This is a genomic window from Halosimplex amylolyticum (assembly GCF_051414035.1).
Taxonomy (GTDB): Archaea; Halobacteriota; Halobacteria; order Halobacteriales; family Haloarculaceae; genus Halosimplex; species Halosimplex amylolyticum.
Map to the genome: position 1 here is coordinate 116,207 of NZ_JBLKNW010000001.1, position 13,546 is coordinate 129,752.

Sequence of the window (13,546 nt, forward strand, 5' to 3'; positions counted from 1 at the left end):
CGTGGCCTGTCGACGGGCGGGGGCCTCGATCTCGGGTCGCGTCGGTGGCCCGCGTCGCGTCGGTGACCGTCGAGCGAACTGTGGGTCGAAGCCGATGGTCGAGACGACGCGGGAGGGCGGCCGAATGACGGTCGTCGACCTCGTCCGACGGCCGGAGTACACGGGACCGAACCGGTGTTGGCCGTGTACCGCGTTCAACGCGCTCTTGCTCGGTGTGGTGGCGGCGTCCGTCGGGATCGTCTCCGTTCGGGCGGCAGCGGGCGCGGTCGCGGTCGGCGCCACGATCATCTGGCTCCGCGGGTATCTCGTTCCGTACACGCCCCGGTTTGCCCCCCGGATCGCCGACCGACTGCCCGTCGACTTCGAACGGCCGTCGGGCGACGACCGGCCAGTCGCGGACGGGGGCTCGCTGGGGGGCGCAGACCAGTCGGACCCGAACGCGGTCCTGGAGACGCTGATCACGGGGGGAGTGCTCGTCGCCGACGGGGTGGAACTCTCGCTCTCCCGGTCGTTCGCGGACGCGTGGGCCAGCGAGAGAGACGCGCTCGCGGACGCACCGGGGGACAGACTCGCCGCGGCCGCAGTCGCGGCCGCGCCGGGCGATCCCGACGCGGCGGTCCACGAGGTCGACGGCGACCAAGTGATACAGCTTGGGAGCGGCGACTCCGTGATGGACGAGGACGAAGTGCTACTCTCGCGACCGGTCGTCGTCGCCGAGGTCGCAGCGGTCCGCGCCCTCGCGGACGCCGACGTCGAACTGGACGACGCGACGCGCGCGACCGCGGCCGAAGCGCTCAGGGCGTTTCTCGACGACTGCCCGGTCTGTGGAACTGCGCTCGTCGAGTCGTCGACGGCCGACTGCTGTGGCGGACAGAAGGCCGACCCGCGGCCGGTCTCTCGCTGCCCGGACTGCGAGGAGGCGATCTACACGTTCCCCGACGCCTGACGACCGGCCCGCGTCTCGACCGGATCGGGCCCGTTACTACAGTTCTGCCGCGGCGCTGGCCGGTCCCAGCCCGCAACGTGCGGTCGGCACGCGACCGGGCGCGACCCCTAATTTTATATATTGTAAAGGATACGTGAAACGTGCATGGTCGATAGTGACTCACGTGGATCGGATAGAGGTGGCAAGAGCAGTATCACGCGGCGTCGCATGGTCAAGGCCATCGGCGCCACGGGCGCTGCTGGACTCGCCGGGTGCAGCGGTGGTGGCGACGGTGGCGACGGTGACGGCGGCAGTACCAGTAGCACCCCGATGGGGACGACCGGTGACGAACTCGGCGGGACGGTCACGATCTACTCGGGACAGAATCACAAGGACAACTTCGACAACCAAGTGCTTCACGACGCCGGCGTCCCCGATTCGATCGACATCAAGCACACGACGGGACCGCAGGCGACCGGCGGGAAACAGCAGAAACTCAAGATCGCGCTGGACTCGGAGGCGCGAGACCCCGACCTCGTGATGACGGACAACGGGTGGACGATCCCGTTCATCGTCCGGGGCGATCTGGTCAACCTCGAGGAGGAGATGGACGACGAGTTCATCCAGAACGTCAAGGACAAGGGCGTCCAGTCGATGGTCGAGACCGGCCAGCATCCCGAGACCGGCGACCTCTACTCGATCCCGGCGTTCCCGGACTTCCCGGCGATCGAGTACCGCAAGGACCTGCTCAGGAACGTCGGCTACACGGACGAGGACTTCTCGACGTGGCAGACCGACCCGCCGACGTGGGCGGAGTTCTCGTCGATCGTCGCCGAGGCCCACGCGGAGGCCGACGTCGACTACGGCCACCTCTGGCAGGGCAACAACTACGTCGGCCTGTCGTGCTGTACCTTCAACGAGTTCCTGACGAGCATGGGCGGCGCCTTCTTCGGTGGCCCGGACAACCTCTTCGGCCCGATCGGTGACCGCCCGGTCACCATCGGCGAGGAGAAGGCCGTCGACGGGATCGAACTGGCCCGCGACCTGATCCACGGCGAGGGTGAGTCCCCGATGGACGTCGAGGGCGTCTCCCCCCAGGAGGTCGCCGGCTGGATCGAACCCGACACGCTCACCCAGTTCGCCGAGGAGGCCAACTCGGTCGCCCTGCGCAACTGGACCTACGCCATCGGCCAGTCCGCGAGCGCCTTCGAGGGGTCCGACGCCGAACTCGGCGTGATGCCGCTGCCGAAGGGACCGAACGGCTCCTGGCACGCACAGGGCGGCTGGGTCCTCTCGATGAACCCCCACAGCGACAACAAGGAGGCCGCCAAGGAGGTCCTCAAAGCCTGGTTCAACGACGAGGTCTACAAGCACCAGCTCGATTCGACCGGGCTCTTGCCGGGCAAGGCAGACGTCTTCAGCTACGTCGAGGAACACGAGACGTACGGCCCGTACTTCGAGGCGCTCTCGTACTCCGGCGAGAACATGATCCCGCGACCGACTACCTCGGTGTGGCCGAACCAGCGGGAGGTTATCTCCTCGGAAGTCAACGCGGCGATTCGAAAGGAGAAGTCGGCTCAGGACGCGGCAGACGCCATGCAGGAGCAGATCAAGGCCATCGAGGAACAGGCCAGCGGCTAACGACCACCGTGTATCGGCGCAGGCACGCCGTTGCCGTCGCCGGTCGCGACCGGCCGACCCAGCACCGTCTCGGCCGGCACTGAGTCGGCGCGGCCCCGTCGCTAGCGGCCCGGAGGAGCCGCTGTGAGGGCTGTCAGGACGCCCATCTGACCACTACATTGAAGTAGCTGGATTCTGAGCATTCTGTCATGGTCGTCCGACAACGACAGGGACCCGTCCGTGGAGGGATCGCTGCACATGGCGGCTGATCGGGGACACCGGAGCGATACCGGCGGTCTCGTCACACGGGTCGGGACGTGGACAGAAAACCTGAGCGAACAGGCCTACGCGTACCTGTTGCTGGCGCCGGGCTTTTTGATACTGTTGCTGATGGCCTTCTGGCCGCTGGGCTCGGCGATCAGGATGTCGTTTTTCGCCGACCAGGTGGTCGGCGAGGGTCGGATCGGTGGGTTCGCGGGCCTGGAGAACTACGTCCGATTGCTCACGGACACGAACGCACTCGCGCCAGCGACGTTCCTCGACCCCTCGTTCCAGGTCCCGGTCCTCGAACAGGCGCTTTTCATGACGCTCCTGTTCGCGATCCTCAGCGTCGTCGGGGAGACGCTGCTGGGGTTCCTCTACGCGATGTTGATGAAGGCGGAGTACCGCGGTCGTCGCGCGGTCCGCGTGCTCATCATCCTCCCGTGGGCGATTCCGATCGTCATCCAGGGGATGATCTTCTTCCTGATGTTCCGGCCGGGCTACGGCCTGTTGACCGGGCCGCTGCAGAATCTCGGGATCTTCTCGAGCCTGCCGCTCAACACGACCTTCGACGGGTTCGTCATCGTGACGGTGGCCGACATCTGGAAGACCTCGGCGTTCATGGCGCTGTTGATCCTGGCGGGGCTCGAGAGCGTCAACCAGGACCTGTACAACGTGGCCGACGTGATGGGTGCGTCGCGCTGGCAGCGGTTCCGGTACATCACGTTCCCGCTGGTGTTCCCGGTGTTGATGGTCGCGATGCTGTTCCGGACGATGGGCGCGTTACGCGTCTACGGCGTCATCGAGTCGACGGGGGTCGGCTGTACCACTGTCCCGTCGATGACGTGTCTGGTCACACAGTTCATGTTCGGGTCGTCCGCGCTGTACGGCTCGGCGGCGGCCGCGAGCGTGCTGATTGCCATCGTCGTCGGACTGTTCATCTCGGTGTACCTCGCGTTCATCAAAATGAGTAACCAGAACCTGGATCTCGCATGAGTATCGACGCACAAGACCACGAAGACGCGGAGACGTTCGTCGACCAGACCGACGAGTCGAAGTCACGCATCGGACGCTGGGCGGACGACTGGATACGAAACCCGGAGAAAGCCTACGCGGTGATGCTGGTGTTCCTGGGCGGCGTCCTCCTGACGACGACGCTGTTCCCGCTGTACTGGCTGTTCGCGGTCGCCATGGCGGAACCGGGACAGAGCAACATCCCGCTGATCCCAAACCAGATCGACCTGTCGGCGTTCGTGGTGATCTTCCAGCAGGTCCCGTTCGCCCGCTTCATGTTCAACAGCCTCTTCTACGCGACGTCGGTGACGGTCATCGTGTTGCTCGTCGCGAGCCTGGCGGGATACGCCTTCGGGCGCCTGGAGTTCAGGGGCAAGACGCCGCTGCTGTTCTCGCTACTGGTGCTCAGCTTCTTCCCGCCGGCGACGCTGTTCATCCCGCTCTTCCGCGCGTTCAACCAGCAGGTGCCGATCCTCGGGATCTTCACGCTGCCGGTCGAGCTGTACGGGACGCCCGGCGCCGTCGTCGCGCCGCTCAGCGCCTTCGCGATGCCGCTGGCTATCTTCATCCTGACGACGTTCTACGCCCAGATCCCGGACGGGCTGGAGGACGCCGCCCGGATCGAGGGGACGACGCGGATCGGCGCGCTGTTCCGGGTGATCGTTCCGCTGTCCGCACCCGGCGTCGCGACCGCCGGCATCCTGACGTTCATCACGACCTACGTCGAGTTCTTCTTCTCGTTCCTGATGACCGGTGACAGGGCCTCGGAGTGGGCGCCGATCGTCAACGGCGTCCTCGCGTTCCAGACGCGGTACACGACGCGGTACGACCTCCAGGCGGCGGCGAGCCTGGTGGCGATCGTCCCGGTCGCTATCCTCGTCGTCGTCGCACAGGAGAAGATCATCAGCGGGCTCACGCAAGGAGCACTCAAGGAGTAACCACAGATGGCACGAGTCAGACTCACGGACGTCACGAAACGCTACGACGACGTAACGGCAGTCAACGAGATGAACCTCGACCTGAAAGACGGGGAGTTCGTCTGCCTGGTCGGCCCGTCGGGGTGTGGGAAGTCGACGACCCTCGAGACGGTCGCCGGCCTCACGAAACCCACCTCGGGCGAGATACTCATCGGCGACCGCGAGGTGACGAACCTCCCGCCCAAGGACCGGGGGATCGCGATGGTGTTCCAGAACATCGCGCTGTTCCCGCACATGGACGTCTACGACAACATCTCCTTCGGGCTCAGGCTACGCGATTTCCCTCAAGCGGAGATGGACGAGCGCGTCGAGGAGGCCGCTCGGGTCGTCCAGCTCGAGGGGATGCTCGACCGGATGCCCGACGAGATGTCGGGCGGGCAGCGCCAGCGCGTCGCCATCGCCCGCGCCATCGTCCGGGAGCCCGACGTGTTCCTCATGGACGAACCGCTGGCCAACCTCGACGCCAAACTCCGCGTGAACATGCGGACGGAGCTCCAGCGGCTCCACAAACAGCTCGACACGACGATCATCTACGTCACGCACAACCAGGCCGAGGCGATGACGATGTCCGACCGCATCGCCGTCCTCAACAGGGGGGAACTCCAGCAGATCGCGCCGCCGCTGACGTGCTACAACGAGCCGGCCAACCGCTTCGTCGCCGGGTTCATCGGCTCGCCGTCGATGAACTTCGTCCGTTCGACGGTCGACGGCGACCGGCTCGAGGCCGAGGGCTACAGCGTCTCGTTCGACACCGCGACGGTCGACGGCGTCGGCCAGGGCGACGAGGTCGAGATGGGTATCCGGCCGGAGGACGTGTATCTCACCGAGAACAGCGAGGAGGCGATCGATCCGAGCGACTCCATCGCCGTCGAGACCGACGTGCTGGAGCCGATGGGCGACCAGATCTTCGTCTACCTGAAGTCGCTCGCGCAGGCCGCCGGCTCCGGCATGGGCGACGCCGAGGAACGGGCGGGACTGCTGATGAGCGTCGATCCCGACACCGACATCGGCGAGGACCAGTCCGCGGAGATCGTCCTCGACCGTGGACGACTCCACCTGTTCGACGTGGCGACCGGTGAGGCGCTCTCCCACGGCGTCGTGCGACAGGCGGCCACGACGACCGAAGGTGGCGAAGACAGCGCACAGGTCGACTGACCGCGGGGCCGCGTTCGATTCTCGGCGCCGATCGCTCCCGTTCTGTGAGCCTCGACGCCCGGGTCAGGGCGAATCCTCCTGGACCGGACTGTCGCGTCGCACGGCGTTCCCTGTCGGCGTGGAACCGCGCGCGTCTGCGGCGCCAGATGCTCGACAGTCGAGTCTGGACCGCGTCGACCGCCGCTCGAACGACCCGCTCCGCGCTCAGTCGTCCGTCCCGTTCGCACTCGCACCGTAGCCGCCGCGGCCGCGCTCGAACGCGAGGGTCTGTCCGGGCTCGTACGGAGCGAGGTCGGGCAGCGCCTCGCCGGCGAGCGGGAGGTGCCAGGCGTCGAGCGTCCCCAGGACGCGGGTCCGGTCACCGTCGAGGTCGAGGCGGAGCGTCGGACCGAGCGTCCCGCCGAACCGCCGCATCTGTTCGGCCTCGGAGAGCTCACCGATCAGGTCGACCGACTCGCCGGCGAAGTCGTAGAAGTTGAAGAAACTCTGGACGAGGACCTCCTCGTCGTGGGGGAGGACCATCCACGAGTAGGTCTGGAACGGCGCGTTCGCGGGGTTGGTGACGACGAGTCCGGTCTCGTTGAGAGGGCGGTACGGGCCGTCGAGCGAATCGGCAACGAACCCGTAGAGGCCGTCGTAGCCGTCGAGTCCGGGGGCGAACGTGTGGTCGTGGCTGGAGACGTACAGATAGTAGCGCCCCTCCCTGTGGAGGACGTGTGGTCGTTCTAGCTCCTGGTTGACGCCGACACCGTCGAGGATCGGGGGTCGCAACTCCCAGTCCATCGGGTCGCCCGACCGGGACACGGCGAGGCCGACACAGCCGTTGTACACCTGGTGGGCGTCCACGCCGTCGCAGGCGTCGCTCCCCTCGGGAACCGGGACGTTCCCCTCGAACAGGAGACAGGCCTCGCCCGTCTCGGGGTCCTCGTAGAACCACGGGTCCCGGAAGGTGTAGGTCATCGCGCGGGACTGGGCCTCTGTCTCGTAGCACTCCCCGTCGGGTTCGAGGAGGATCTCGTGGTCCCACGAGCCCCCGAGGCGGACGCCGTCGTCGCCCGTCTCGACGCTGACGCCGGTCGCGCCGGCGATGCGCTGGCTGTACTGTAGTTTCTCGGCGTCGGCCTCGCCGGCGGCCGTGTAGTAGAGGAACAGGTCGCCGTCGTCGAACAGCGCGGAGCCGGCCCACTGGCGCTGGCCGAACGCGGTCCCATCGGGGAACGCGCGGCCCCCGAGTTCCCAGTTCCGGCCGTCGGGGGAGTAGAAGTACCGGATCGTCGCCACGTCGTGGCGGGTCCCCGGGAGCAGGTCGGCCGAGGCGGTCAGCGAGAACGCGATCCGCCACCCGTCGACGTCGGCGACCCGCCCCTGGCGGTCCCGGAGCAGCCACGTGTCCCAGACGTGAACGTCTTCGTTGGGAACGCTCTCCGGCGGGTACGCGATCGGCGCGACTGTCTCTTCGGTGCGACTGAGCCCCGCAGCCTGCTCTCGGGTCCAGCGCGACCGCTCGGCTCCTCCACCGACTATCGAGTCGTCGCTCGACGGGCGGTCAGCCATACGTTAGGTTGGGAACATTCTACTATAAAGCTCTTGTCCGTCTCGGGGGCGTGTGCCGTCCACCCCGCGACGTCGTCCCGACCGCCCCCCGACCGCCTCCCGACGACAGTCCTGTCGCACGTGTCTGGCGGCCCACATCGTTCGCAAATTTTAATTCGGAATCGAGTTAATATTTCCACAACACTTTTACCAGCGCCGCACGTACGGAGAGACACCATGACAGAAACAGCAGTCATCGCCGTCAGCAAGAACGACGAACGACGTCTCGACGGACTCGCGTCGGCGGCGACCGACGCGCTCGACGACGACGGGTCGGCCGTCGTCGTGCACGCGTTCGACGCCGCCAGATACGACGACCTCACGGAGCGACTGAACCTCCCGACCGGCGGCGCGGAGGCGCCGGACGAACTCGCGCGCCGACACAGCGTCGCCAGCGACGTCGCGGACCGCCTCGACGAGGAGGGCGTCGACGTGTCGGTTCGCGGTGCGGTGGGGGCCGAGAGCGACGCGATCCTCGACGTGACCGACGAGGTGGGGGCGGACCTGGTCGTCATCGGCGGCCGTAAGCGCTCGCCCAGCGGGAAGGCGCTGTTCGGGTCGACCGCGCAGACAGTCCTCCTCGAAGCCGACTGTCCGGTCACCTTCGTCAAAGAACGCGGGAAGGCCCTCGCCTGATCGGCCAACCGCCAGCAGGCGCCCGTATCGAGTTCGTGACCGAACTATACATTTAAGGGCGTCTGTGGTCACGAGTAGGTATGAGCCTCGATGGAAAGCTACCGGTCGGGATCCGGGAGTCGCCGGAACTCGAGGGCTACGCCGAACGCCGTCGGGCGTTCCGGACGGACCCGTACCGACCGGCGTATCACTTTGTCCCGCCCGGTGGGCTCCTCCACGATCCGAACGGTGCGGTGTACTGGAACGGCCGCTATCATCTCTTCTACCAGTTCTGGCCGCCCGACGTGACAGGCGACCGGACGTGGGAGGAGGCCATGCACTGGGGCCACGCCGTCAGCGAGGACCTGGTCCACTGGACGGACCTGCCGGTCGCGCTATCGCCCGACGACGGCCCCGAGGCCGGTTGTTTCAGCGGGCAGGCGCTCGCCGAGGAGGACCGGACTATCGTGATGTACTTCGGCACCGAAGTCGGCAACTGCGTCGCCGCCGCGAACGACCAGTATCTCACCGACTTCGAGCGGGCCGAGGAGAATCCCGTCATCCCCATCGACGAGGAGGCTCCCTACGAGATCTTCGACCCCTGTCTCTGGCGCGAGGGCGACACCTACCACTCGCTGTCGGGCTGGAAACGCGACGGTCGCACGGCGGAGTTCTGTTTCACGTCCGAGAACCTCACCGACTGGGACTACCGCGGGACGCTGGTCAAGGACGGCTACTACACCGACCCCGACGAGGACGGCGCGGTCCCCAACTTCTTCGAACTCGACGGCAAACACGTCCTGCTGTTTTTCAGCCACTCGCGGGGACCGCAGTACTACGTCGGCGACTACCACGGCGGCACGGACTTCGAGATCCGATCGCACGGCCGGCTGAACTTCGGACCGGTCGACCACGCCAACCTCCACGCGCCGTCGGTCCTCCGCGCCGACGACGGGCGACAGATCGCCTTCTTCAACGTCGTCGAGGGTCGCCACGACTGGCGCGAGCGCCCGGGTGAGGGCTGGGCCGGCGTCGTCAGCCTCCCGCGGGCGCTCTCGCTCGACGGCGACGACCTCCGCGTCGAACCGGTCGAGGAGATCACCGCGCTCCGGACGAACCACCGCCACATCGAGGGCCACACCGTCCCGGCCAACGGAGAGTGGATCGTCCCGGACATCGGCGGCGCGAGTCTCGAACTGCAGGCCACGATCGGCGTCGGGGACGCCGAAGAGGTCGGTCTCTCCGTCCTCCGCTCGCCCGACGGAAGCGAGAAGACGACGGTCTCGTACTGGGACGAGTCGGGCTCGCTCGGCATCGACCTCGGTGACTCCAGCGAGAACCCCGACGCGCGCGGCCGTCCACCCGAGGTCGGACCGTTCTCGCTGAACGAGGGCGAACCGCTCGACCTGCGGGTGTTCGTCGACAAGAGCATCGTCGAAGTGTTCGCGAACGGCCGACAGACGCTCACGACGCGGGTCTATCCGAACCGTAGCGACAGTATCGGCGTCTCCCTGTCGGCCGAGCGCGGCGCCGCCCGACTCGAGTCGATGGACGTCTGGGACATGCAGAGCATCTGGTCCTGACACTGCCGGGCGGCCCGGCTTCGGTCACACGACCGTGTCCAGATCCGGGAGCGCGGCCATCCCGCCGGCGCGCGTCGTCGACGCCGCGGCGACGGCGTTGGCGTGAGCGAGCATCACGTCCAGGTCGCGCGTCCCGTCCGCGAGCGCGTCGACGACGCCGGCGGTGAAGGCGTCTCCCGCCCCGGTCGCGTCGACGGCCTCGACCGCGTAGCCGTCGTGCGTCGTCTCCCCGGCACTCCACGGAGCGGCGTCCGTCGACGACGCGGCTGACCCCAGTTCCCCCCGCGTCAGGAAGACCGTGTGGGGCCCCAGGTCGTGCAGTTCGGCTGCGAGCGCCATGGGCCCGTCGCCGGTGATCCCGGCGGGTGCCAGGTCCTCCGACGAGGCCTTCACTACGTCGACCGAGGGGAGGAGCCGGCGGACCTGTCGTTCGAAGTCGGCGTCGGACCAGAGCTCCGGTCGCGCGTTCAGGTCGAAGACGACGGTGCAATCGTGACTCCGCGCGCGCTCGACGAGGTCGGTCACGGCTTCGCGGGAGGGCGAGCTCGCGAGGAGGACGCTCCCGAGGACGACCCAGTCGACGCTCGCCAGTACCTCGTCGGGGACCCGCCCGGGTTCGAACCGGGTGTCTGCGGTCTCGTGGCGGTAGAAGGTGAACCGTGGGATCGCGTCGGGGTCGCCGCTGACGAACGCGAGCGTCGTCTTCGCCTCGGCGTCGCGCTCGACGAACCGGTCGGGCACTCCCTGGTCGGCGAGGACGTCGACGAGAAAGTCACCGAACGGGTCCGTCCCGACGCGCGTCCAGAACCACGGCGTTCGATCCAACTGCGCCAGCCGAACGGCCACGTTAGCCGGTGCACCGCCTGGATTGCGGGTAAACGCGGCCGTCTCCTCCAGCGAGGTATCCGACTCCGGCAAGAAATCGACGAGCGTTTCACCCGCGACGAGTACGGACGGGTTCATGTGCAGTCGTTCGCCACCGACCGGGAAAAGTCCGCAGGGTCTCCGTACGGCCGCGACGATCCTCACCCCATCCCGGTAACGACAATTATCTTATCATGATGGTTATAATATATTAGAATATCTCCGCAGATTTCGAAATATCGTCACTACTTCCAGAAACTGGCGTATATCGGCCACAGATCGACGATACGTGACGATCGGGGCTCGCCGATCGCATGGCTCGTCCTCCCGACCTCGATCCGCTCTCGAAACGAGTTTCGTGGAAATTGACGCCCAGATCGGCACAGTACGACTGTCTCTCGTGATCGTGGCTCAGTTGGCGGCGATCTACCGGCTCAACCGCAGTAAGTATAATAATTGAGGTAGAAATACAGTATGTAAATATTTCTTACACGCCTCGAACGTCGATCAGTCGGCCGAGTGGACGGCGAGCTGCTCGGGCGGAACTCGCCCGGTCGTAAACGTCGTCCGCCCGCGGCGGGTGATCTCGTGTCCGTCCGCGACCATCGACGCGGCGTCGACCGCGAAGACGACCGGGTCGTCGGCGTGGCGCCCGCCGACGCGGCGGGCCTCGTCGACGCTCCCGGAGAGGTGGACCAGCTGGCGCGACAGTGGCTTCAGCCCCGTTGCGAGGATGGCGTCGCGATTCCGCGGCGCCGTCCCGTGATAGAGTGTATCCGGGACCGGTTCGTTACCCGATTCCAGGTCCACGGCCACCGAGTGGCCGTAGGCCGCGCGGACGCGGTCCGGGCCAGACACTGAATCACCGCTTGAAGTGTCGCTACCGAGATCGCCGCCGGTCCGCTCGTAGCGGCCGTTCGGGTCCGTGGCGACGACGGCGGCGACGCGCTCGCGGCCCGCCCAGTCGTACTGTCGTTCGACGGCGTCGACGAGGTCGTCGAACGCCGTCCAGCCGGCCTCGTCCAGCGCGAGCCCCGCGTCGTCGGGGAAATGCCGCAGCGCGCCGGAGAGGTACTTCGAGAGACGTCGGCGGCGCTCGGCGTCGAGGACGGCGCGACCGTCGCGCTCGCAGACCGGGCACTCCTCGCACTCGAAGAAGCCGTGATCGGCGCAGGCACGGACGGCTGTCATCGGGAGCCAGTTCGCCACCGGGCGGCAAAACACGTTCGCCGTCGCGCTGGAACACGCGTTCGCCGTTTCCGGGTATGGCGTCCGATGGCACGCCGCAGTGGCGTCTCGGACCGCACGGTTTTTCCGTCCTATTCCGCTACGTCGATACACGATGGGCTTCGGGAGCTACGACGAATCCGAACAGGAGAACCAGAACGGGGACGCCGACTACGACGAAGACGACGCCGTCAACGTCCACGAGCACGACCACGAAGGCGAGGTGTCCGTCGAGGGCGCGGACTCGGCCGACGAACTGGTCGACCGCCTGCAGGACATGAAGTAACCCCCGGTCGGCTCGACACGTCGACGCCCGGTCGCAGGCCGCCGGCCTGCGACCCAAACGCGTCCGCTCAGTGCGCCGGTGCGTAGGCCTCCGAGAACGCGTTCAGGACGACGACGCCGGCGACGACGAGCGCTATCCCGGCGACCGCGGCCGCGTCGACCGTTTCTTCGAAGACCACTACGCCCACCAGTGCCGTCGCCACGATCCCGAGGCCCGCCCACGTCGCGTACACCAGCCCCACCGGCAGATCTTCGAGCGTCAGTCCGAGCAGATAGAACGAGCCGACGTACCCGACCACGACGACGGCCGTCGGCAGCAGTTCCGAGAACCCGTCGCTGGCCTTCAGCGCAGTCGTCCCGGTCACCTCGGCGGCGATCGCGAACGCGAGCGTTAGATACGGTCGCATGCCCGAACGGAGTCCGCCCGGGGGAAAACCGCTTGTCGAACCCGCCGCCACTTCCTGTCCGTTCCCGAATAGTTTAGTCGGACGGCTCCCCACCGCGAGGCATGTCCGACCTCGGGGAACTGGGGCTGTCGAGCTACGAGGAGAAGGGCTACCGGGCCCTGCTGTCGCTCGGGTCGGCGACGGCACAGGAGGTCTCGGAGGCGAGCGACGTGCCGATGGGCCGCATCTACGACGTGCTCAACGGCCTGGACGCGCGCGACGTCGTCCGGAGCCAGTCGACCGATCCGACGAGGTACGCGGCAGTCGACCCGGCGGAAGCGGTCGAGCGACTGCTGGAGGAGCGCCGGCGCGAACTGTCGACGCGGGCCGACCGCTACGAGGCGATCGCCGCCGAGATCGGGCCCGAACTCGCCGCGACGAAACCCGCGGAGAGCCGCTTCTGGACCGCACCGCTGGGGAGTGACACCGCCGTCTCGCTGGAACGGGACCTGTTCGCGACCGCCGGCGACACCATCCGGTCGGCGATGAGCGTGCCCTACGCCGACGCACCGTGGGAGCGCTACGAGCCGGAAGTGGACCCGTTCTACGCAGCCCTCGACGACGGGGTCGAAGTGCAGATACTCGGCCACGCCGCGATGCTCGAGGCGGCGCCGCCCGATGCCGTCGCGGAGACCGTCGACGCGCCACAGCACGTCTCCGTGCGCGTCACGACCGACCTGGAGGTCACCTTCGACGTGGTCGACGGCAACGAAGTCTGCTTTCACGTGCCGCATCCGCTCGACAGCGGCGAACGACTCGGCGTGATCCACGTCCGCGACGCGGCGATGGCCGGCCGCCTGGCGGAGGTGTTCGACCAGGCCTGGGCCGCAGCCGCGCCGCTGTCCGCGGTGGTCGAGGGCGAGAACGCCCCGTTCGACGGCGTCTCAGATCTCGGCGACTGAGTCTCCGGGGCGAACGTTTCGCAGGACCGCGGCCGCTTCCGGCACCCGAACGTTGATTGGGAGCCCGGGTCACGTGAAC

13 protein-coding genes are annotated in these 13,546 nt (G+C 67.3%); 9 read left to right on the top strand and 4 right to left on the bottom strand.

Going from position 1 to position 13,546, the window contains the following annotated elements; all coding sequences use genetic code 11:
- Positions 1-94: 94 nt before the first annotated feature.
- From ACMGFE_RS00485 to ACMGFE_RS00505, 5 genes are all read left to right on the top strand, one after another.
- On the top strand, positions 95-946 hold the full coding sequence (locus tag ACMGFE_RS00485; protein WP_436922973.1) for a DUF8054 domain-containing protein: 852 nt from the start codon (positions 95-97) through the stop codon (positions 944-946).
- A gap of 144 nt (positions 947-1,090) precedes the next feature.
- Positions 1,091-2,566, top strand: coding sequence for an extracellular solute-binding protein (locus ACMGFE_RS00490; protein ID WP_436922974.1), 1,476 nt, complete (start codon positions 1,091-1,093; stop codon positions 2,564-2,566).
- 237 nt (positions 2,567-2,803) lie between these two features.
- Positions 2,804-3,802 (top strand): carbohydrate ABC transporter permease, encoded by a 999-nt coding sequence (locus tag ACMGFE_RS00495; protein WP_436922975.1) that lies wholly within the window; start codon positions 2,804-2,806, stop codon positions 3,800-3,802.
- Positions 3,799-4,758 carry a carbohydrate ABC transporter permease gene (locus ACMGFE_RS00500; RefSeq protein WP_436922976.1) on the top strand — a complete coding sequence of 320 codons (960 nt, stop codon included), beginning with the start codon at positions 3,799-3,801 and terminating at the stop codon, positions 4,756-4,758. The genes ACMGFE_RS00495 and ACMGFE_RS00500 overlap by 4 nt, the downstream gene beginning before the upstream one ends.
- Positions 4,759-4,764: 6 nt before the next feature.
- A complete protein-coding gene (locus ACMGFE_RS00505) occupies positions 4,765-5,952 on the top strand; it encodes an ABC transporter ATP-binding protein (protein ID WP_436922977.1) in 1,188 nt (395 codons plus the stop codon).
- Between the two features lie 204 nt (positions 5,953-6,156).
- Here the strand turns inward: ACMGFE_RS00505 and ACMGFE_RS00510 are convergent, their stop codons facing one another.
- A complete protein-coding gene (locus ACMGFE_RS00510; RefSeq protein ID WP_436922978.1) occupies positions 6,157-7,506 on the bottom strand; it encodes a glycoside hydrolase family 68 protein in 1,350 nt (449 codons plus the stop codon).
- 216 nt (positions 7,507-7,722) lie between these two features.
- Between ACMGFE_RS00510 and ACMGFE_RS00515 the strand changes: the two genes are divergently transcribed.
- Both ACMGFE_RS00515 and ACMGFE_RS00520 read left to right on the top strand, forming a co-directional pair.
- Positions 7,723-8,181: a universal stress protein gene (locus tag ACMGFE_RS00515; protein WP_436922979.1), complete on the top strand. Its 459-nt coding sequence runs from the start codon at positions 7,723-7,725 to the stop codon at positions 8,179-8,181.
- 80 nt (positions 8,182-8,261) lie between these two features.
- Positions 8,262-9,743 carry a glycoside hydrolase family 32 protein gene (locus ACMGFE_RS00520; protein ID WP_436922980.1) on the top strand — a complete coding sequence of 494 codons (1,482 nt, stop codon included), beginning with the start codon at positions 8,262-8,264 and terminating at the stop codon, positions 9,741-9,743.
- A gap of 24 nt (positions 9,744-9,767) precedes the next feature.
- Here the strand turns inward: ACMGFE_RS00520 and ACMGFE_RS00525 are convergent, their stop codons facing one another.
- Together ACMGFE_RS00525 and ACMGFE_RS00530 are read right to left on the bottom strand one after the other, a co-directional pair.
- On the bottom strand, positions 9,768-10,706 hold the full coding sequence (locus ACMGFE_RS00525) for a carbohydrate kinase family protein (RefSeq protein ID WP_436922981.1): 939 nt from the start codon (positions 10,704-10,706) through the stop codon (positions 9,768-9,770).
- Positions 10,707-11,114: 408 nt separating this feature from the next.
- Entirely contained in the window at positions 11,115-11,798 is a 684-nt protein-coding gene (locus ACMGFE_RS00530) for an RNA 2'-phosphotransferase (RefSeq protein ID WP_436922982.1), read from the bottom strand.
- 151 nt (positions 11,799-11,949) lie between these two features.
- On the opposite strand from ACMGFE_RS00530, the gene ACMGFE_RS00535 reads away from it, so the two are divergent.
- Positions 11,950-12,120: a DUF5786 family protein gene (locus tag ACMGFE_RS00535; protein WP_436922983.1), complete on the top strand. Its 171-nt coding sequence runs from the start codon at positions 11,950-11,952 to the stop codon at positions 12,118-12,120.
- A 67-nt stretch (positions 12,121-12,187) separates the two neighbouring features.
- Here ACMGFE_RS00535 and ACMGFE_RS00540 read toward each other — a convergent pair whose 3' ends face one another.
- Positions 12,188-12,526, bottom strand: coding sequence for a DMT family transporter (locus ACMGFE_RS00540; RefSeq protein ID WP_436922984.1), 339 nt, complete (start codon positions 12,524-12,526; stop codon positions 12,188-12,190).
- Positions 12,527-12,627: 101 nt separating this feature from the next.
- Between ACMGFE_RS00540 and ACMGFE_RS00545 the strand changes: the two genes are divergently transcribed.
- Positions 12,628-13,467, top strand: a complete 840-nt coding sequence (locus ACMGFE_RS00545; protein WP_436922985.1) for a TrmB family transcriptional regulator — start codon at positions 12,628-12,630, stop codon at positions 13,465-13,467.
- Positions 13,468-13,546 lie beyond the last annotated feature (79 nt).